Origin of the sequence: Kribbella catacumbae DSM 19601, from assembly GCF_000372465.1 — a bacterium.
In the GTDB taxonomy this organism is placed as follows: domain Bacteria; phylum Actinomycetota; class Actinomycetes; order Propionibacteriales; family Kribbellaceae; genus Kribbella; species Kribbella catacumbae.
This window is the reverse complement of sequence record NZ_AQUZ01000012.1, coordinates 1-17,287: the sequence shown is the minus strand read 5'-3', so window position 1 is coordinate 17,287 and position 17,287 is coordinate 1. Positions and strand designations below refer to the sequence as shown.

The window sequence follows — 17,287 nt, the reverse complement described above, 5'->3', positions numbered from 1 at the left end:
CCGGGCCGCCGCTGAGCGTGAGCCTCCGACGCGGGCGCGACTATGTCCTGTCGGTCGGGACAGTCAGCGCGTGGTCAGGCGGGCGATGGCGTCGTCCATGTGGGCGGTGAGGAGCTGGTCGACCAGGGTTGGATCGCCGGACTTGATCGCTTCGGCGAGGGCCCGGTGCTCTTCGACCCGTACTTCGGAAGCGGAGTAGGTCTCCTCCAGGGCGTGGATGCACATCCGGGTTTCGGTGATGACCGTCTGGTGCATGCGGGACAGGCGGGGGCTGGCGGCCAGTTCCACCAGGCGTTCGTGGAAGGCGATGTCGGCCTCGCTCACCTCGGCGGGGCCGGTCGCCTTGGCCATCTGGGCGACCACCGTGAGCAGGGCGTCGCCCGCGGGCGCGTGGTCGCCGGCCAGGATCTTGCGGGCCGCCGCGCGCTCGATCGCCTCGCGGGCGAGGTACATGTCGCGGACGTCGTCGGGGGTCATGTCGACCACGAACAGGCCGCGGTTGCGGATCGCGATCAGCAGGCCTTCCTGGGTCAGCCGCTGCATTCCTTCCCGCAGCGGACCGCGGCTGACGCCGAGCTTGCGGGCCAGGTCGGCCTCGCCGAGTTGCATGCCGGGCTTGAGTTCCCCGTGGCCGATGGCCTTGCGCAGTTTGTCGGCGATGATGCTCGGCGTCGACTCCTGGGCCAGCGGCTCGATGTAGTTCGTCACTTGCCTACTCCGGTTGCGAAAAGTGAACCGAGCCCGGCGAGAACCGGGACCGGGCCGAGCAGCTGCAGGCCTTTCCAGACGGTGACCTGGTTGGCGGTGAGGACGGGCTTGCCGACCGCGGCCTCGAGGTCGTCGATGATCGCGAGCGTGTGCATCGCGGTGTCGGGCACCAGCACGGCCTCGGCGTCGGGGTGGTCGGCGGCGCGGACCATCGCGATCACCTCGTCCTTGGCCAGGGTGCCGACCTCGGCGGCGGTGATGATCCCGTGGCTGCCCATCGCCACCACGTCGGCGCCGCCGGCGGTGAGGAACCGGACGAAGTGCACCGCCACGTCCTCGGGGTACGACGCCGCGACCGCGACCCGGCGTATGCCCAGAGCTTTCAGTGCGTCGACGAAGGCGAGCGAGGTGGACGACGCCGGTACGCCGAGCGCTGCCGCGACGCCCGAGGCCTGGTTGCGGGCGCCTTCGGGGCCGAACACGAAACTCCCGGAGGTGCACGCCCACATCACCGCGTCGGGCTTGGCGGCGGCGAGTTCGGAGGCGCCGTCGGCGAGCCGTTCCGCCCGGCCGAGGTCGAGCAGGGCGTCGACCCGGTGGGCGTCCTCGCCGACCGAGGTGATCACCACCGGCAGCCGGATCTCGCCGTCGAGCCGCGCCTCGAGCGCGGGGTAGTCGTCCTCGGCGCTGTGACCCGGGTAGAGCAGCCCCACCGTGACCATCGATCCTCCTGGCTCAACCTCACCGCGAATGGGTAGATTGTCGACAATGCTAACCCCAGGCCAGAGCGGCGAGCGACAGATCCGGTACGACGTGGCGCGGCTGGCGGCCGAGTTGCGTGCTCAGCTGCGCGGCACGGTCGGAGCCGACGCGCGGAGCCGGGCGCTGTACGCGGCGGACGGCTCCAACTATCGCGCGGTGCCGGACCTCGTGGTGGTGCCCGCGGACCAGGAGGATCTGGCCGCTGCGGTCGCCCTGACTGCGGCGGCTGGTGCGCCGGTTGTACTGCGCGGCGGCGGTACGTCGATGGCCGGCAACGCGATCGGCGGGGTGGTCATTGACGCCTCTCGGCACGTCAACAGGATCCTGTCCGTCGACCCGGACGCCCGTACTGCGGTCGTCGAGCCCGGCGTCGTCCTGACCGACTTGCTAGCTGCCGCCAAGCCGCACGGCCTGGCGTTCGGCGCCGACCCATCCTCAGCCAGCCGAGCCACCCTCGGCGGCATGATCGCCAACAACGCCTGCGGCGCCCACTCAGTCGCCTGGGGCACCACCGCCGACAACGTACTGGCCCTCAACGTAATCCTCCCCGACGGCACCCACCTGACAGTAGACGCGCCCGCCGCTAGCGCGGCGGCAGCGGCGGGGGCGGGGGCGGGAGGGAAAGCGAGCGCTGCGGAGATTGCAGCCGCAGCTGCAGCCAACGCCGTGCGCGCCGCAGGCGGCGACGCCCACGCAGCGCGCGCGGCGGCAGCCGCCGCCGGAACCGCTTGGGCTGCAGGCGGCGATGCACATGCTGCGCGCGCGGCGGCGGCAGGAGGTGCTTGGGCTGCGGGTGGTGGCGCGCATGCCGGCGGAGCCGCTCGTGGCGGGGACTCCGCTGGCGTGGGTATCGCCGTGCTGTCGGCGGCTGCTGCTAGGCGGGAGTACTACGCTGCGCGCCCCGGAAGGGAGGGCGAGTTGTATCGGGGGTTGCAAGGGTTTGTTGATCGGAATGAGCTGGTGATCGGGCGGCGGTTTGGGTTGTTCGGGAGGCAGATTTCTGGGTATGCGTTGCAGCAGTTGTTGCCTGAGCGTGGGTACAACGTGGCGGGGTTGTTGTGTGGGAGTGAGGGTGGGTTTGCGGCGACTCTGCAGGCGACCGTTGCGCTGACGAAGTTGCCCAAGGCAAAGGTTTTGTGTGTGTTGGGGTTTGGGGACTCGGTGACGTCGGCGGATTGTGTGCCGGTGGTGTTGCGGCATGGTCCGTTGACGATGGAGTCGATCAACGTCGACCTGGTGGAGCGGCTTCCAGCTGAGGTGCGGAATGCGGCAGTACAAGCGGGACTGCCCGCCGGACGTGCGTGGTTGCTGGTGGAGATGGGCGGCCCCGATAAGCAGTCCGCCGCGACAGCAGCGGAGAAGATGCTCGAGGAACTGCGCGACTCGGGTTCACCGGCAACCGCCTCGCTCGTCACCGACCCCGGCGCTCAAGCCGTCCTCTGGCGCTGCCGTACCGACGCCGCCGGGCTCGCGAGCCGTCGAGCCGACGGCGCCGAAGCCTGGGGTGGCTGGGAGGACGCCGCCGTCCCGCCCGAGCGACTCGGCGCCTACCTTCGCGGGCTCGACGAGGTCCTGGCCAGGCATGGACTGTCCGGAGCGTCGTACGGCCACTTCGGTGAAGGTTGCATGCACATGCGGATCGACTTCGACCTGCTCAGCCCGAGCGGCCTCACGACGTACCGGGCTTTCGTCGAGCAAGCCACCGACCTGGTCGTGGAGCTGGGCGGGTCGGTCTCCGGTGAGCATGGCGACGGTCGCGCGCGCTCCGAACTGCTGACTCGCATGTACGGCGCCGATGGCGTGCGGCTGTTCGGTGAGCTGAAGGACCTCTGGGATCCGGCCCGGGTGATGAACCCGGGGATGATCGTCGACCCGCCGCCGCTGGACGAGCAGATCAGGCACAGCGGTCCGGCCAAGGATCGTGAGCTGCTGACGGTGTTTGCCTATGGCAACGACGAGGACAGTTTCGCGCAGGCGCAGCGGCGGTGCGTCGGGATCGGCAAGTGCCGGCAGAGCTCGGGTGGCGTGATGTGCCCGAGCTACCAGGTGACGCGCGAGGAACTGCACTCGACCCGAGGTCGTGCCCATCTGCTCTGGGAGATGCTCGAAGGCGATCTCGTCACCGAGGGCTGGCGCTCGACCGAAGTGCGGGATGCGCTCGATCTCTGCCTGTCCTGCAAGGGATGTCTGTCCGACTGTCCGGTGAACGTGGACATGGCGACGTACAAGGCCGAGTTCACCCATCACCACTATGCGCGGCGCCCGTGGGCGCGGCCGTTGTCGCACTGGTCGATGGGGTGGCTGCCGCTGTGGTCGCGGCTGGCGTCGAAGGCTCCCAAGCTCGTCAACGCCGTTGCCAAGGGCAAGCTGGTGAAGCGGCTCGGTGGGATCGCGACCGAGCGTGAGATCCCCGAGTTCGCCGCGCAGAGCTTCGAGGCGTGGTTCCACGCCCGCGAGAGAACCAGTGCGGAACGAGGCAAGGTTCTGCTGTGGCCGGACACGCTGACGAACTTCCTGGCGCCGGAGATCGGCAAGGCCGCGGTCGAGGTCCTGGAGGCGGCCGGGTTCGAGGTCGTGCTCCCGGACAAGCCCGTCTGCTGCGGCCTCACCTGGATCTCGACCGGGCAACTGGGCATCGCCAAGCGCGTCGTAGAGCGCTCTCTCAACGTACTCGCCCCAGCTCTAGCAGCCGGTACGCCGATCGTCGGACTCGAGCCGAGTTGCACTGCCGCTCTACGGCAGGACGCCACTGACCTCTTGGCGGGCAACCACCTCGCCGCGGCCGCGGCAGCATCGACGTACACGCTGGCCGAATTCCTCACCCAGCAAGGCTGGGAACCGCCGCAGGTCGGGGGAGAGGCGCTGGTCCAACCGCATTGTCACCAGCACGCCGTGCTCGGCTTCGACGCCGACAAGGCGCTGATGGCAGCCGCCGGCATCAAGGCCGTCGTCCCCGACGCAGGCTGCTGCGGCCTGGCCGGCAACTTCGGCTTCGAGCAGGACCACTACGAGGTCTCCAAGGCTGTCGGAGAGCGCGTTCTCCTGCCTGCCGTCCGCGAGGCAGACCCGGAGACCGCAATCCTCGCCGACGGCTTCAGTTGCCGGACCCAGATCACCCACGGCACCTCGCGTCACCCACTCCACCTGGCCCAGGTCTTGGCCGCTGCCCTCCAATCCAAGAAGTAGAGGACAAAACCTGGCCGGTACTCCGCGTAGCGTCTGAGTCATCAGACCACGACGCAGGAGGAACGACATGACCGTCAAGGCGATCCCCGAGGGCTACACGACCATCACGCCGTGGATGATCTCGAAGGACACGGACGCGCTGATGGACTACCTGACCCGCGCTTTCGGTGCCGAGGAACTCTTCCGCGTAACGGACGAGAACGGCGTCATCGGCCACGCCGAGATGCAGATCGGCGACGCGAAGGTGATGATGTTCGACGCCCGCCCCGACTGGCCGCCGACGCCGGCCTTCCTGCGCCTGTACGTCGAGGACGCGCGCGCCGTGCACCGTCAGGCGGTCGAGGCGGGCGGCACTTCGGTCACCGAGGTGACCCATCTCGCCTTCGGTGACCTGATCGGCCGCGTCCGAGACCCGTTCGGCAACCTCTTCTGGATCATGACCAGGATCGAGGACCTGACGGAGGAGGAGCTGGCGGAGCGTTGGACCGACCCCGAGTTCACCAAGGCGATGGAGTACGTCCAAGGCGCCGACTTCTTCGGCACCACCCGCTAGGCGCCGGGGTGGGCGGACGGCCAGCACTACCGAACCTCGCGAGCAAACGGTTTCCCTCGGCGTGTTGAGGCGTAGGGCCGGGTTCGGTAGTGCTGGCGGTCCGCGACCGCTCGCCCTCCCCCACCACCTGTTCATTCGCCCCCTCTTTCCATGGGCCTAGGTCTGCGGTGCGTGGGCTGAGTGGGGTTAGCCGTGCTCCGGAGGGGTTCGCCCCTCGGTGTGGGGTTCGCCCAGTGGTCTACCAGTGGGTGATGCCCGCGGGGAGGGGCGAAGCACACCGATTGGTCGCCTTTGCCGCTATCCCAGCAGACGCAACGCGGTCAGTGCGTAAGCCTTCGCGGCGATCACCAGTTCATTGACGCCGACCGACTCGTCGGCCCGGTGAGCTTGGTTCGTCACCGAGCCAGGACCAAGCACCACCACCGGTACGCCGAGGTCGCGCGCGACGAAGCCGCCGTCGCACGCCGCTGTCCAGCCACCCAACGGGAGACCCGGTCCACCCGCATCGGTCAGGGCCGCATCGGTCACGGTCACCAGGTCGGTGTCGGCGGAGGTCAGGAAGGCGGGCATCTCCATCGGCATCTCCAGCTCGACGGAGAGTCCGCGATCCTCCAGCCTCAGCGCGGCGACCCGAGCGCGGAGGTCGTCGAGCACGCCTTCGGGTGACTCGCCCGGGAGCAGCCGACGATCGGCGACGAGGACGCACTCGGCCGGGACGATCGAGCCGCCGGTACCGCCCTGGATCTGGCCGACACTCCAGGTCGCCGCCCCCAGCAACGGGTGCGGGGCAGCGGCGAGCTCGGCGTTAAGGCGCTCGATCTCGGCGACTACCGCGGCGGCGCCGTAGATCGCGTTCGCGCCATCGGCCGGGTTGCCTGCGTGGCAAGCCTTTCCGTGCACAGCGACCCGGAGGTACGAGTCGCCTCGCGCGCCGATGATGGTCTGGAGATCCGTCGGCTCGGCGGTGATGCAGCCGAGCCAAGAGCTGTCCGCCGTTTCGACGTACGCGCGGATGCCTTTGCCGGTTTCCTCCTCGTCCATCAAGGCGGCCAGTTCGACCGGGCCGCTCAGCTCGACGCCACGCAAGGCGGCCAGGGCGGCCAGTCCGGCGGCGAGTCCGCCTTTCATGTCCGAAGCGCCACGTCCGTAGATGCGGCCGTCGACGAGTTCGCCGCCGAACGGATCTTTCGTCCACCCGTCACCGATCGGTACGACGTCGGTGTGGCCGAGCAGGAGCAGTCCCGGTCCGTTGCCGCCGGCAAGGGTGATGCTGACGTTGTCCCGGCCTGGCTCGACCCAGGTGGCGACGACGTCCAGGTCGAGGTCCGTCGCAGCGGCACTCAACGCGGCAACCGTAGCGGCTTCCTCACCCGGCGGGTTCTGGCCGGTTGCCTGCAGCAATTTCTGGGTGATCCGGACGAGGAGTTCTTCGTCGACGCGATCGAGGACGGCTTGTTCGGCGGCAGTGATCATGAGCCCAGTTTTGCAACTGCCAGACGCAGCCGGGCGATTCCTTCGTGGATCCGGTCCGGCGCGGTCGACGCGAAGCACAGCCGTAGCGCGTCGGTGAAGCGCCCGGACGGCGAGAAGGCCGACCCTGGGATGAAGGCAACTCCCTCGGCCAGCGCCACCTCGAACAGGTCCGCCGTGTTCACCCCGTTCTCCAGCGTCATCCAAAGGAAGAACCCGCCCTCGGGATCGGTCCAGCGAGCGATGTCCCCGAAGTGTTCTGCGAGCGCAGCATGCATCGCCTCCTTACGCCGCCGGTACTCCGCCCGCTGCACGACCAGGTGGTCCTCCAGATGCCCCCCGGTGAGGAAGCCCGTCAGCAATCGCTGGGCCGGGAGATTCGTGCAGGTGTCCATCGCCTGCTTGGCGTTGATAAGCAACGGCTGCAGTTCCGGGGCGGTGTCGACCCAGCCGACCCGGAGGCCGGGGGCAACGATCTTCGAAAAGGTGCGGACGGCAAACACCAACGGATCGCCGGCACCCAGCTCACGCAGCGTCGGCAGCGGATCGCCGGCGAAGCGAAGCAACCCGTAGGGATCGTCGTCGATCACCATCGATCCCCACGACCTGGCCAGCTCGAGCAGCCGATGCCGCCGCGCCAGCGACAAGGTCGCACCGGAAGGATTCTGGAAGGTCGGGATCGTGTAGATCGCCTTCGGCGTCCGGCCCGTCGCGGCGACCAGCTCTTCGAGCGCATCGGTGTCGAGCCCGTCGGCGTCGACCGGAACCTCCAGCAACTGAGCGCCGTACGAGAGGGCGGTCGCGCTGCCGTTCGTGTACGTCGGCGACTCGACCACGACCAGATCGCCGGGGTCCACGAAGATCTTGCAGAACAGGTCGAGCCCCTGCATTCCGCCCGCCGTAATCGTCAGCCGGTCGGCCGTCGTCTCGTCACTGGTCCCCCGCAACATCTCCAGCAGCGCGGCGTGCAGCGGCGGATCACCCTCGGTCGCGGCGTAGTCGTAGGCATCCGGCCGGCCGAGTTCCACCGCCGCGATGCCGGCCAGGATCGCGGCCGGTACGGCCTCGGCGGCGGGGCTGCCCATCGCGAACCGGACGATGTCGTGCGTCTGCTTGTGCAGCAGCGAGGTGCTCGAGTCGATCACCGAGCCGACCAGGCCGGCCGCGCGTTCGGCGTACGGGAGCTGCATCCTGTTACCTCCTGATCGTCAGTTCCTGGGGCAGTCCGGTCAGGCGTTCGGCGCCCGTCGGGGTGACCACCACGGACTCGGACAGCTCGTAACCCCAGCCGTCCATCCACATCCCGAGGATCACGTGGAAGGCCATCCCGGCGGCCAGCTCGGTCTGCTCGCCCGGCCGCAGGCTGACCGTGCGCTCGCCCCAGTCGGGTGGGTAGCCGATGCCGATCGAATACCCGATGCGCGATTCCTTGGTCAGCCCGTACGCCGTGATCACAGCGTTGAAGGCCGCGTGGACCGCATGACCGCTGACGCCCGGTCGGATCGCGGCCAGCGTGGCTTGCATGCCCTCGGCAACTATCTTTGCCGTCTCGGCCAAGCGGCGGGGTGGTTCGCCGAGCATCACGGTGCGGGCCAGCGGTGCGTGATATCGGCCGAAGACACCGGCCAGTTCGATCGTGGTCGCTTCGCCGGACTGGAACGGCCGGTCGCTCCAGGTGAGATGCGGGGTCCCGGCCGCGTCACCGCTGGGCAACATCGGTACGACGGCCGGGTAAGTGCCGCCGTGCTCGGGCGTACCGATCGCCTGAGCCGCGAGGATCTCCGCGACCACATCGCATTGCCGCCGGCCCGGGCAGAGCTGGTCGAGCGCGGTCCGCATCGTCTGCTCGGCGATCCGCCCGGCGATCCTCAGCTGGCCGAGCTCGTACGGCGACTTGACCAGCCGGACCCAGTTGACCAGCTCGGCGTTGACCAACCGGTTGGTTGGTAAACCGGCGGCGAGCGCCAGGTAGGAGCGCGCGGAGAAGAAGTGCGAGTCGCCCTCGAACCCGACGTCGGCATCGCTGGGAATAAGCGGGCGGGCCTGCGCGGCGATCCAGTCGAAGGGATGCGCGTCGGGGCGGTGCACGAGGTCTTCGGGATAGCCGTGGATCTGCTCGGCGGGCAGATTGCTGGTGAACTGGGCGCCGGCCGCATCCATGGCCCGCGCGAAGAACTGCGGCTCGCCATCGGCCGGTACGACGAGGCACTGCGGCATGTAGAACGACCAGGCGTCGTACCCGGTCAGATAGAAGAGGTTCGCCGGGTCGGTGACCACGAGGGCGCCGAGCCCGCGATCGGCCATCGACGACTGGACCCGGCGCAACCGGCCGGCGTACTCGTCCGGTTCGACTGCCTGCACCAGTACGTCGGACAAGGCGCCTCCATCACAAGCCATTGCAGATTGTCGACAATGCCGCGAGCGTAAGCGTCACCACCCACCGAGCACAAGCGAAAGCCGCGATGGGGCCGCTCAGGCCGGCAGCCGTTGCCCTGGACCCACCGTCGGCCGGCCCGCGATCGTCAGCGCGGCCCACATCGTCACCTGGTTCGCGGTCAGCACCGGTTTGCCGAGTTCCTGCTCGAGCGGGGCGATCAGGTCGTACGTCGGCAGATTGGTGCAGCTGATGAAGACCGCCTCGGCGTCGGGGGAGTCGGTGGCGCGGACCAGGTCGGCGGTCGTCTCGTACGGCACCGTCCAGATCTCCGAGGTCAGCCCGAGCCCAGCCGTCGCCACTACGTCGACGCCGGCCTCGCCGAGGAAGGAGCTGAGCCCTTTGGTCAGATCCTCCGTGTACGGCGTTATGGCCGCGATCCGGGTGATGCCGAGTTCCCGGAGTGCGATCAGCAGCGCCCCGCTGGTCGTCACGGCCGCGGGCGCGCCGGCGTCCTCCATCGCGGCGACCAGAGCCGCCTCGCCGATGAGTCCGCCGATGAAGCTGCCCGACGTACAGGCGTAGGCGGTGACCAAGGGAGAGACGGCCAGCACGTCGATCGCGCTGCGGGCGACCAGCGGAGGCTCCGAGATGTGCATGGCCATCTCGATCGTCGCCGCGAGCGGCACGTAGGGCATCCGGGTGAGGTAGAGGCTGACGTCGTCGGGCGTCCAGCGCCACAGCTCGCGATCGAGGGCGAAGTCGTAGGGCGCGACGATGCCGATACCGGTCTGCAGCAGCGGAGGACTGGCCATGCGATCAGTGTGCGGTTCGGCCTGATTGTTGACAATCCTACTGAGCGGTTCCTAGCCTCGACACGTGCCGGAACCCCGAGAACGCCCAGTGGTCGCTGTGCTCTGCGAGCGTTCCACCGATCGGCCGCCGGGACTGGACGGGCTGGACGTCGAGTTCCGGTACTGCGATGCCACCGGGCTGGCCGACGCGGTCGACGGGGCCCGCGCGCTGCTGCTGTGGGACTTCTTCTCCACGGCAGTCCGGGACGTGTGGTCGCGAGCCGGATCGCTGGAGTGGATCCACGTGACGGCGGCCGGCGTTGACACGCTGCTCTTCGATGAGCTTCGTGACTCCGATGTGGTCGTCACGAATGCCCGCGGGGTGTTCGACCGGCCGATCGCTGAGTACGTGCTCGGTGCGGTGCTCGCCCACGCCAAGGACTCGCAGGTGAGCTTCGACCTGCAGCGTCAGCACGAGTGGCGGCATCGCGAGACGCGCAGCATCCTCGGCGCCACCGCCCTGGTCGTCGGCACTGGGGGAATCGGGCGGGAGATCGCCCGCCTGCTCCGGGCCGCGGGACTCGAGGTGCGTGGTATCGGTCGAGTGGCCAGCGAGGACGATCCGGACTTCGGAGCTGTTGCCGCTAGCAAGGATTTGGCGTCGGAGGTGGGCTGGGCGGATCACCTCGTGCTGGCCGCTCCGTTGACCGAGGCAACGCGTGGCCTGGTGGACGAACGGGTGCTGTCGGCAATGAAGTCGGATGCACACCTGGTGAATGTTGCCCGCGGCCCCATCGTCGATGAGCCAGCATTGCTGGATGCCTTGCTGCACAGACGAATCGGCGCGGCCACACTGGACGTCTTCGCCACCGAGCCACTGCCGACGGACCATCCGCTCTGGACCGCGCCGGGCGTGACGGTCACCGCGCACATGTCGGGCGACGTGGTCGGCTGGCGCGACACGCTGGCTCGGCAGTTCGCCACCAACGTGCAGCTCTGGCTGACGGGCGAGCCATTGCTGAACGTCGTTGACAAGAAGCTCGGCTACGTCCCCCGGGGAGACGCATGACCACGCAGGCAGTCGAACTCGTCGAGGGCTACCGCACCGGCGCGATCTCACCGGTCGAGGCGACGCAGGCCGCGCTGGACGCGATCGAGCGGTACGACGAGAAGGTGAACGCCTTCGTGCTGGTGGATGCCGAAGGGGCGCTCGCCGCCGCGAAGGAGTCGGAGGCCCGATGGCATACAGGGGAGCCACTGGGCCCTGGCGACGGCGTACCGACCTCGATCAAGGATGCGCTGTGGACGCGGGGCTGGCCGACCTTGCGGGGCAGCACCTTGATCGACGAGTCGCAGCCGTGGGAGGAAGACGCTCCGGCAGTGGCGCGGCTGCGGGAGACGGGGGCGGTGATCCTCGGGAAGACGACGACGCCGGAGTACTCGTGGAAGGGCGTCACCGACTCGTCGAAGTTCGGCGCCACCGGCAATCCGTGGGATGCGTCGAAGACGTCGGGTGGATCGAGTGGTGGTTCGGCGACGGCGGTCGGCCTGGGGATGGGGGCGTGGTCTGTCGGCACCGACGGTGGCGGGTCGGTCCGGATCCCGGCGGCCTTCACCGGGACGGTCGCGCTCAAGCCGACGTACGGGCTGATTCCGCTGTTCCCGGCGAGTGCGTTCGGGACGTTGTCGCACGCTGGACCGATGACGCGGACCGTGCGGGACAACGCGGCGCTGCTCGATGTGATCAGCGGTTTCGACGCGCGCGACTGGTCGGCGATGCCGACGCCTGCGCGATCCTTCCTCGAAGGGCTGGACGATGGGGTCGCGGGCCTGCGGATCGCCTACTCGCCCGATCTGGGGTTTGTCTCCAACGACGGGGAAGTGGATGCGTTGGTGCGCGCCGCTGTCGAGAGGTTGGCCGACGCGGGCGCTGAGGTGACCGAGGTGGATCCCGGCTTCAGTGATCCGCTGGAGGCGTTCAACGTGCTGTGGTTCTCGGGTGCGGCCAAGGTGCTCGCGGCTTATGGCGATGCTGTCGACGATCGGGTTGATCCAGGGCTTCGGCGTACTGCGGCCGCCGGGTCGGCGTACACGGCCTCGGACTATCTCGACGCGACCGCGGTCCGGATGGAGCTGGGGCGGTTGATGGGGGAGTTCCACCGTCGCTACGACGTACTGGTGACGCCCACATTGCCGCTGACTGCCTTCCCGGTCGGGCAGGACGTTCCGGACGGCTGGCCGTCGCCGGAGTGGACGAGCTGGACGCCGTACACGTACCCGTTCAATCTCACGCAGCAGCCGGCGTTGAGTGTGCCGTGCGGCCTGACCTCGGCCGGTCTGCCGGTTGGGCTACAGGTAGTCGGCGCTCGGCATGCAGACGCGCTTGTCCTGCGGGTCGGCCAGGCCTACCAATCCGTGACCGACTGGCATCTTCATACTCCGACCCTGGAGGTCTAATGAGCAGGTTTGTCACCGTCACTCTCGACAAGCGCGGCGTCAGCTGCGTCGCCCGGCTGCTCGACGACGAAGCGCCAAGAACCTGTGCGGCGGTCTGGGACGCGTTGCCGCTGTCGGCGCCGGTCTTCCACGGCAAGTACGCGCGTAACGAGATCTACACCCTGTTGCCGGCTTTCGCGTCTGTTGCCCCCGGCAAGGAAAACACCACCATCACGCCGATCCCGGGCGACCTGTGCTGGTTCTCCTTCGACTCCGACGACCTGGGCAACCCGGCGTACGGCTACGAGAACGCCACCGGCACCGGTACGACGGGCGCCATCGTCGACCTCGCTCTCTTCTACGGCCGCAACAACCTGCTCATCAACGGCGACCAGGGCTGGGTCCCCGGCAATGTCTTCGGCACGATCGTGGAGGGCTTCGACGCGATGGCTGCCGCCTGCCAGGACGTCTGGATGGGCGGCGCCCGCGACGAAACCCTCACGTTCGCCCGCCGGGACTGAGCTGACCTACAGTCCGTGCCGGAAACCCTGGCGCCAGCTCGCGTACCCGGGCTGCCAGCTGAAGGTGTCCTTCGCCTTGGCGTTGTCAGCGCCGCGCTGTTGGGTAAAGGCTGAGACACCCAGCTCGCCGATGGCCAGCTTCGCCAGCCAGGCGGGGAGGTGGCGAGGGGGTTTCGCGCCGAGGATGCGGGCGAACTCGGGGAGCCAGACCGCAACCGAGGCCGGGTCGTCGTCGGCGATCTGGTAGATCCCGGGGTCGCCCGTCGTGATGGCCCGGACCGTCGCGTCGGCCGCGTCGTCGTAGTGGATGAACGACCAGATACCGGCTCCGTCGCCGACCAGGGGGAGCCTGCGCTTCTGGACCAGCCCGACCATCTCACCGCCCTTGCCGATGGAGCCGGTCGGGCCGTAGAAGCTCGCATACCGCAGTACGAGGCCTTCGATCGTCTTGTCGCCGGTGACGTCTGCTTCGAGCTTTTGGATGGCGCTCAGCGTCTCGCGACTCGCCGGGATCGGGTTCTCGATCAGCGGGTCGTCCTCGGTCTTGGTCGCCGAGCCACCCTGCTGCAGGTTCCAGCCGGCATAGCTCTGCGCGACGATCCGCCGTACGCCGGCCGCGTGCGAGGCGGCCAGCAGGTTCTGCGTGCCCTCGGTGCGCAGCCGGTTGGTCACCGCGAAGCTCTCGTCGAACTTCTTGAAGTTGATCCCGGCCTTCAGCGCCGTCATCTGGTGCACGACCACCTCGGGCTGCACCGAGACCACGGCCGCCTTCACCGCGTCGGCGTTCAGTCCGTCCGCGAACACCACACCGGCACCCTGCGCCCGGACTCCGGCCGCGCCCGACTCGGACCGGATCATCCCGGTCACCTCGTGCCCGGCCGCGATCAGCTTCGGCACCAGCGAACGTCCCAGCCCGCCGGTCGCGCCTGCCACCAATACCTTCATGTCATCCTCCGTGGTCTCGTTCTTCATCCCGGGGGACACCTCGACCGGCGGCATTCGTGACAGTGACCTGCGTCACTTCGATGTCAGCGTCGACCGCAGCGGGCCGAAGGAGACGTTGAAAACGATGTCGACGGTGAGACCGTCACCCTCAGGCCGGCAGCGCAGCGTGACGACAAACGGGGTCTCGAGGTAGCGGATCGTCGCCACGATGGTGTCGCCGTCACCGTACGCACTGGTCGCCAACCGCTGCGGCGGATCCTGCAGGACGTCGGCGAGCTCGTGCCAGTCTCCGGGCGTACAGACGATGTCCATCGTCGCTCCTGCCGTGGCACCCAGGTACTCCGCTTCTGCGCCGGCCACCATGGTCAGGGTGACCACGCCGTCCTCGGCCAGCTTGATCGCGGTGATGCCGGTGTGGTTGGGCTCGAACTCGTACGTCCGTCCGTTCCCCCGCGGCCCGGGACCCGTGAGTGGCAGCAACTCCAGCTTCGGCGGGCGCGGCGTACCGCTGCCTGATTCGCCTTGCAGGGCAGGGAGAAGGTGCTCCCAGACGACTTCCAGGACGGCTTGCATGTCCGGCGTGGCACTGGTGACGACGAGAGTCGCGTCGTGGTCGGGGAAGACCAGGCAGAACTGGCCGAAGGCACCGTCGCCCCGGTACGAGTTGTGCCGCCCGCGCCAGAACTGGAAGCCGTAACCCTGCTTCCAGTCGAGGTTGTCCTCGCTGTCGTTCGGCACCTGCTTCTTCGTCGCCTCGTCGATCCAAGCGGCCGGCACGAGTTGCTTGCCGTCCCACTCACCGCGCTGCAGCAGGAGCTTGCTGAACTTCGCCAGCGACTCCGTACTGATGCTCAGCCCCCAGCCGCCGACAGTGACGCCTTCCTTCGACAGCGGCCAAGTCGCCTCATCGGCGCCGAGCGGCTCGAACAGCCGCGGCCGCAGGTAGTCGAGCAGCGTTTCGCCGGTGATCCGCTGCAGGATCGCCGACAGCATGTAGGTCGCGCCGGTGTTGTAGACGAACTCTGTGCCAGGCTCGTGCTCCACCTCGAGGCCGAGGAAGATCCGGATCGCCCGGCGGTCCCGGCCGAGCGCCTCGACGGTGTCCTTCGCATGGCCGGTGGTCATCGTGAGCAGATGCCGGACCTCCATCGCGGCCAGGTTGTCGCCGAGCTTGTCCGGCAGGTCGTCGTCGCCGAAGAAGGCCACGACCTTGTCGTCGAGCGACAGCTTGCCGTCCTCGATCAGCAGGCCGATGGCCATCGAGGTCAAGCTCTTCGAGATCGAGAACAGCAGGTGCGGGTCCTGGATCCGGTACGGCGCCCACTCCTCCTCGAGCACGACCTGGCCGTGCCGCACCAGCATCAGCGTGTGGATCTCTTGTTCGGAGGCGTCGAGTGCGGCGACGAAAGCGTCCAGCGCGGCGGCGGATAGGTCCTGGGCTTCTGGGGTACTCCGTGGAAGGCTGCTCACCCCGAGCACGCTAACTCGTCGAACGGACAAAAAGACACCGTGTTTCTCCGCGCTGCCGTGATCCTCAATCCGATCAAGGTTCCCGACCTCGACGAGTTCCGCGGCAAGGTCGCCGACGCCCTGACCGAACACGGGTTCGGCGAGCCCTTGTGGCTGGAGACGACCGAGGACGACGCGGGGTCGGAGATGGCCAAGCGGGCGATCGACGAGACGGTCGATCTGGTCGTGGTGGCTGGTGGCGACGGGACCGTACGGGTGGTGTGCGCCGAGCTTGCCCGGTCCGGCATCCCGGTCGCCGTACTGCCGGCCGGTACCGGCAACCTGCTCGCCCGCAACCTCGGCATCTCCCTCGATCTCGACATCGCCCTGACCGAGTTGCTGGCCGGCAACGAGCAGCGGATCGACAGTGTCCAGGTCGAGGGTGACCAGCTCGAGACCGACCGGTTCGTGGTGATGGCCGGGCTCGGGCTGGACGCCGCGATCATCGCGGACGCGCGCGACGGGCTGAAGAAGCGCGTCGGCTGGGCGGCGTACGTGATCTCGGCGCTGAAGAACCTGAACCACCCGTTCGTCCGGGTCGAGCTAACCGTCGACGACCGCCCGCCGGTACGCCGCCGCGCGCGGACCGTGGTGATCGGCAACGTCGGCACCTTGCAGGCGAACATCCCGCTGCTGCCCGACGCGCGGCCGGACGACGGCGTGATCGATGTGGTCGTGCTCGCCCCGCGCCGGATCAGCCATTGGCCCCGGCTGGCGCTGAGCCTGGTGATCAAGTCGATGCAGGAAGGCCGCCACATCGAACGCTTCACCGGCCGCACCATCCAGGTGACAGCGGCAGCGACCGTACGCCGTCAGCTGGACGGCGACGAGATCTCCGAGGGAACCACGCTCAGCGCGAAGGTGGATCCGTCAGCCTTGCTGGTCCGCGTCCCCTGACGGCTGCGGATGGCTGAGCTTGTCCGGGTTCACCACACCGGTGGAGCGCGGCGACCACTCCGTCCAACCCCGGACTCGCCGAGGCCCCACGCGGCAGACCTGCTGCCAGCAATCCTCTCCCAGCGGACGGCGCTGGTGACGGTTCGGATGCGGCTACTGCATATCCGTTTCCTGCACCGAGCCCACTGTGACGTTTCCCCTTGTGGATAAGGCGAATCAAGCCACCGCACGATTTGCTTGCCGCCCCTTGGAGGCGTAAATTCGAAGACATGTTCGAACGTGATGCTGATGAGCTGGACGCGGCCGAGACCCTCGCCGCGGCCACCGACGCGCAGGCCGACCTGACCCGCGCCGACCTCGACCTGCTCGAACTGTCCCTGCGCTTCGCCGACCTCCACCCCGACCCCGCCACCATCCCCGGCCACGTATCACTCCCCGGCGGAGAACGCGGCTGGGTCTGCGGCGGCCCCGGCTGCCCCGGCTTCGCCGAGTTCGCCGCCGCCGAATTCGGTGCCGCGATCGGCCGCTCCGCCGGATCAGCAGCCGCCTTCATCGGCCAATCCCTGGCCCTGCGCCACCGCCTCCCCCTGATCCTGGCCATGGTCAGATCCGGTCACGGCGAGCCCTGGAAGGCCCGCACCATCGCCACCGCCTGCCTGGCCCTGTCAGTCGAGGCCGCCGCGATCGTCGACCGCCGCGTCGCCCGCATCATCGACACCGTCACCCCAATCCAGCTCGACAAGATCGTCAAAGCCGCCATCCAGCAAGCCGACCCCGANGGCGCCCGCGCCACCGCCGAACAGAACGCCAAAGAACGCGGAGTCTGGGCCGGCCGAGTCGACGAACACGGCTCCACCACCTTGACCATCCGCGCCTCCACCGGCGACGTGATCCGCTTCAAAGCCACCCTGCGCCAACTCGCCGACGCCCTCGCCGAACTGGGCCACCCCGGCACCCTCGGCCAACGCATGGCCATGGCCGTCGGCATCATCTNCGACCCCACCCTCACCCAAGAACTCCTCCTCACCCTCGCCACCCACCTAACCCCACCCAACCAACGCACCAGCAACCCAGGCACCGCCCCAGACACCAACCGCAGCAGCACCCCCGACACCGACCGCACCAACGCCCC

The 17,287-nt window shown here is 68.5% G+C and carries 15 protein-coding genes; 7 read left to right on the top strand and 8 right to left on the bottom strand.

Annotation, left to right across the window (positions count from 1 at the left end; all coding sequences use genetic code 11):
* Positions 1 to 63: 63 nt before the first annotated feature.
* Together A3ES_RS0114555 and A3ES_RS0114550 are read right to left on the bottom strand one after the other, a co-directional pair.
* Positions 64 to 708 (bottom strand): GntR family transcriptional regulator, encoded by a 645-nt coding sequence (locus A3ES_RS0114555; protein ID WP_020387562.1) that lies wholly within the window; start codon positions 706 to 708, stop codon positions 64 to 66.
* Positions 705 to 1,430, bottom strand: coding sequence for a maleate cis-trans isomerase family protein (locus tag A3ES_RS0114550; protein WP_020387561.1), 726 nt, complete (start codon positions 1,428 to 1,430; stop codon positions 705 to 707). Before A3ES_RS0114550 ends, A3ES_RS0114555 begins: the two co-directional genes overlap by 4 nt.
* A 46-nt stretch (positions 1,431 to 1,476) precedes the next feature.
* On the opposite strand from A3ES_RS0114550, the gene A3ES_RS0114545 reads away from it, so the two are divergent.
* Complete coding sequence (locus A3ES_RS0114545; RefSeq protein ID WP_020387560.1) at positions 1,477 to 4,656, top strand: FAD-binding and (Fe-S)-binding domain-containing protein; 3,180 nt, start codon at positions 1,477 to 1,479, stop codon at positions 4,654 to 4,656.
* Between the two features lie 67 nt (positions 4,657 to 4,723).
* Complete coding sequence (locus tag A3ES_RS0114540) at positions 4,724 to 5,209, top strand: VOC family protein (protein WP_020387559.1); 486 nt, start codon at positions 4,724 to 4,726, stop codon at positions 5,207 to 5,209.
* 297 nt (positions 5,210 to 5,506) lie between these two features.
* Here A3ES_RS0114540 and A3ES_RS0114535 read toward each other — a convergent pair whose 3' ends face one another.
* The 4 genes from A3ES_RS0114535 to A3ES_RS0114520 all read right to left on the bottom strand — a co-directional run bounded on the left by A3ES_RS0114535 (position 5,507) and on the right by A3ES_RS0114520 (position 9,868).
* Entirely contained in the window at positions 5,507 to 6,682 is a 1,176-nt protein-coding gene (locus A3ES_RS0114535) for a M20 family metallopeptidase (RefSeq protein ID WP_020387558.1), read from the bottom strand.
* A complete protein-coding gene (locus tag A3ES_RS0114530) occupies positions 6,679 to 7,869 on the bottom strand; it encodes an aminotransferase-like domain-containing protein (protein ID WP_020387557.1) in 1,191 nt (396 codons plus the stop codon). Before A3ES_RS0114530 ends, A3ES_RS0114535 begins: the two co-directional genes overlap by 4 nt.
* Positions 7,870 to 7,873: 4 nt before the next feature.
* The gene (locus tag A3ES_RS0114525) at positions 7,874 to 9,055 is read right to left on the bottom strand and encodes a M24 family metallopeptidase (protein WP_020387556.1); all 1,182 of its coding nucleotides are present in this window, start codon (positions 9,053 to 9,055) and stop codon (positions 7,874 to 7,876) included.
* Between the two features lie 96 nt (positions 9,056 to 9,151).
* Entirely contained in the window at positions 9,152 to 9,868 is a 717-nt protein-coding gene (locus A3ES_RS0114520) for a maleate cis-trans isomerase family protein (protein ID WP_020387555.1), read from the bottom strand.
* 64 nt (positions 9,869 to 9,932) lie between these two features.
* Here A3ES_RS0114520 and A3ES_RS0114515 point away from each other — a divergent pair, with 64 nt between their 5' ends.
* The 3 genes from A3ES_RS0114515 to A3ES_RS0114505 are packed head-to-tail and all read left to right on the top strand — an operon-like array spanning position 9,933 to position 12,804.
* Positions 9,933 to 10,916 carry a D-2-hydroxyacid dehydrogenase gene (locus A3ES_RS0114515; protein ID WP_051084719.1) on the top strand — a complete coding sequence of 328 codons (984 nt, stop codon included), beginning with the start codon at positions 9,933 to 9,935 and terminating at the stop codon, positions 10,914 to 10,916.
* The gene (locus tag A3ES_RS0114510; protein WP_020387553.1) at positions 10,913 to 12,304 is read left to right on the top strand and encodes an amidase; all 1,392 of its coding nucleotides are present in this window, start codon (positions 10,913 to 10,915) and stop codon (positions 12,302 to 12,304) included. Before A3ES_RS0114515 ends, A3ES_RS0114510 begins: the two co-directional genes overlap by 4 nt.
* Positions 12,304 to 12,804, top strand: coding sequence for a DUF3830 family protein (locus A3ES_RS0114505; protein ID WP_020387552.1), 501 nt, complete (start codon positions 12,304 to 12,306; stop codon positions 12,802 to 12,804). The genes A3ES_RS0114510 and A3ES_RS0114505 overlap by 1 nt, the downstream gene beginning before the upstream one ends.
* 6 nt (positions 12,805 to 12,810) lie before the next feature.
* Here the strand turns inward: A3ES_RS0114505 and A3ES_RS0114500 are convergent, their stop codons facing one another.
* Positions 12,811 to 13,776 (bottom strand): NAD-dependent epimerase/dehydratase family protein, encoded by a 966-nt coding sequence (locus A3ES_RS0114500; RefSeq protein ID WP_237744958.1) that lies wholly within the window; start codon positions 13,774 to 13,776, stop codon positions 12,811 to 12,813.
* A 45-nt stretch (positions 13,777 to 13,821) separates the two neighbouring features.
* The gene (locus tag A3ES_RS47190) at positions 13,822 to 15,219 is read right to left on the bottom strand and encodes a serine hydrolase domain-containing protein (protein WP_237744957.1); all 1,398 of its coding nucleotides are present in this window, start codon (positions 15,217 to 15,219) and stop codon (positions 13,822 to 13,824) included.
* A 39-nt stretch (positions 15,220 to 15,258) separates the two neighbouring features.
* On the opposite strand from A3ES_RS47190, the gene A3ES_RS0114490 reads away from it, so the two are divergent.
* Together A3ES_RS0114490 and A3ES_RS0114485 are read left to right on the top strand one after the other, a co-directional pair.
* Positions 15,259 to 16,155, top strand: a complete 897-nt coding sequence (locus A3ES_RS0114490) for a diacylglycerol/lipid kinase family protein (protein ID WP_020387549.1) — start codon at positions 15,259 to 15,261, stop codon at positions 16,153 to 16,155.
* Positions 16,156 to 16,424: 269 nt separating this feature from the next.
* Positions 16,425 to 17,287, top strand: an 863-nt coding sequence (locus A3ES_RS0114485; RefSeq protein WP_020387548.1) for a DUF222 domain-containing protein, incomplete at its 3' end; no start/stop codon positions are given.

Coding starts and splice junctions, on each gene's coding strand:
- A3ES_RS0114505 (WP_020387552.1), top strand. CDS start 12,304: ATGAGCAGGTTTGTCACCGTCACTCTCGACAAGCGCGGCGTCAGCTGC.
- A3ES_RS0114550 (WP_020387561.1), bottom strand. CDS start 1,430: ATGGTCACGGTGGGGCTGCTCTACCCGGGTCACAGCGCCGAGGACGAC.
- A3ES_RS0114535 (WP_020387558.1), bottom strand. CDS start 6,682: ATGATCACTGCCGCCGAACAAGCCGTCCTCGATCGCGTCGACGAAGAA.
- A3ES_RS0114500 (WP_237744958.1), bottom strand. CDS start 13,776: ATGAAGAACGAGACCACGGAGGATGACATGAAGGTATTGGTGGCAGGC.
- A3ES_RS0114540 (WP_020387559.1), top strand. CDS start 4,724: ATGACCGTCAAGGCGATCCCCGAGGGCTACACGACCATCACGCCGTGG.
- A3ES_RS0114530 (WP_020387557.1), bottom strand. CDS start 7,869: ATGCAGCTCCCGTACGCCGAACGCGCGGCCGGCCTGGTCGGCTCGGTG.
- A3ES_RS0114545 (WP_020387560.1), top strand. CDS start 1,477: ATGCTAACCCCAGGCCAGAGCGGCGAGCGACAGATCCGGTACGACGTG.
- A3ES_RS0114520 (WP_020387555.1), bottom strand. CDS start 9,868: ATGGCCAGTCCTCCGCTGCTGCAGACCGGTATCGGCATCGTCGCGCCC.
- A3ES_RS0114510 (WP_020387553.1), top strand. CDS start 10,913: ATGACCACGCAGGCAGTCGAACTCGTCGAGGGCTACCGCACCGGCGCG.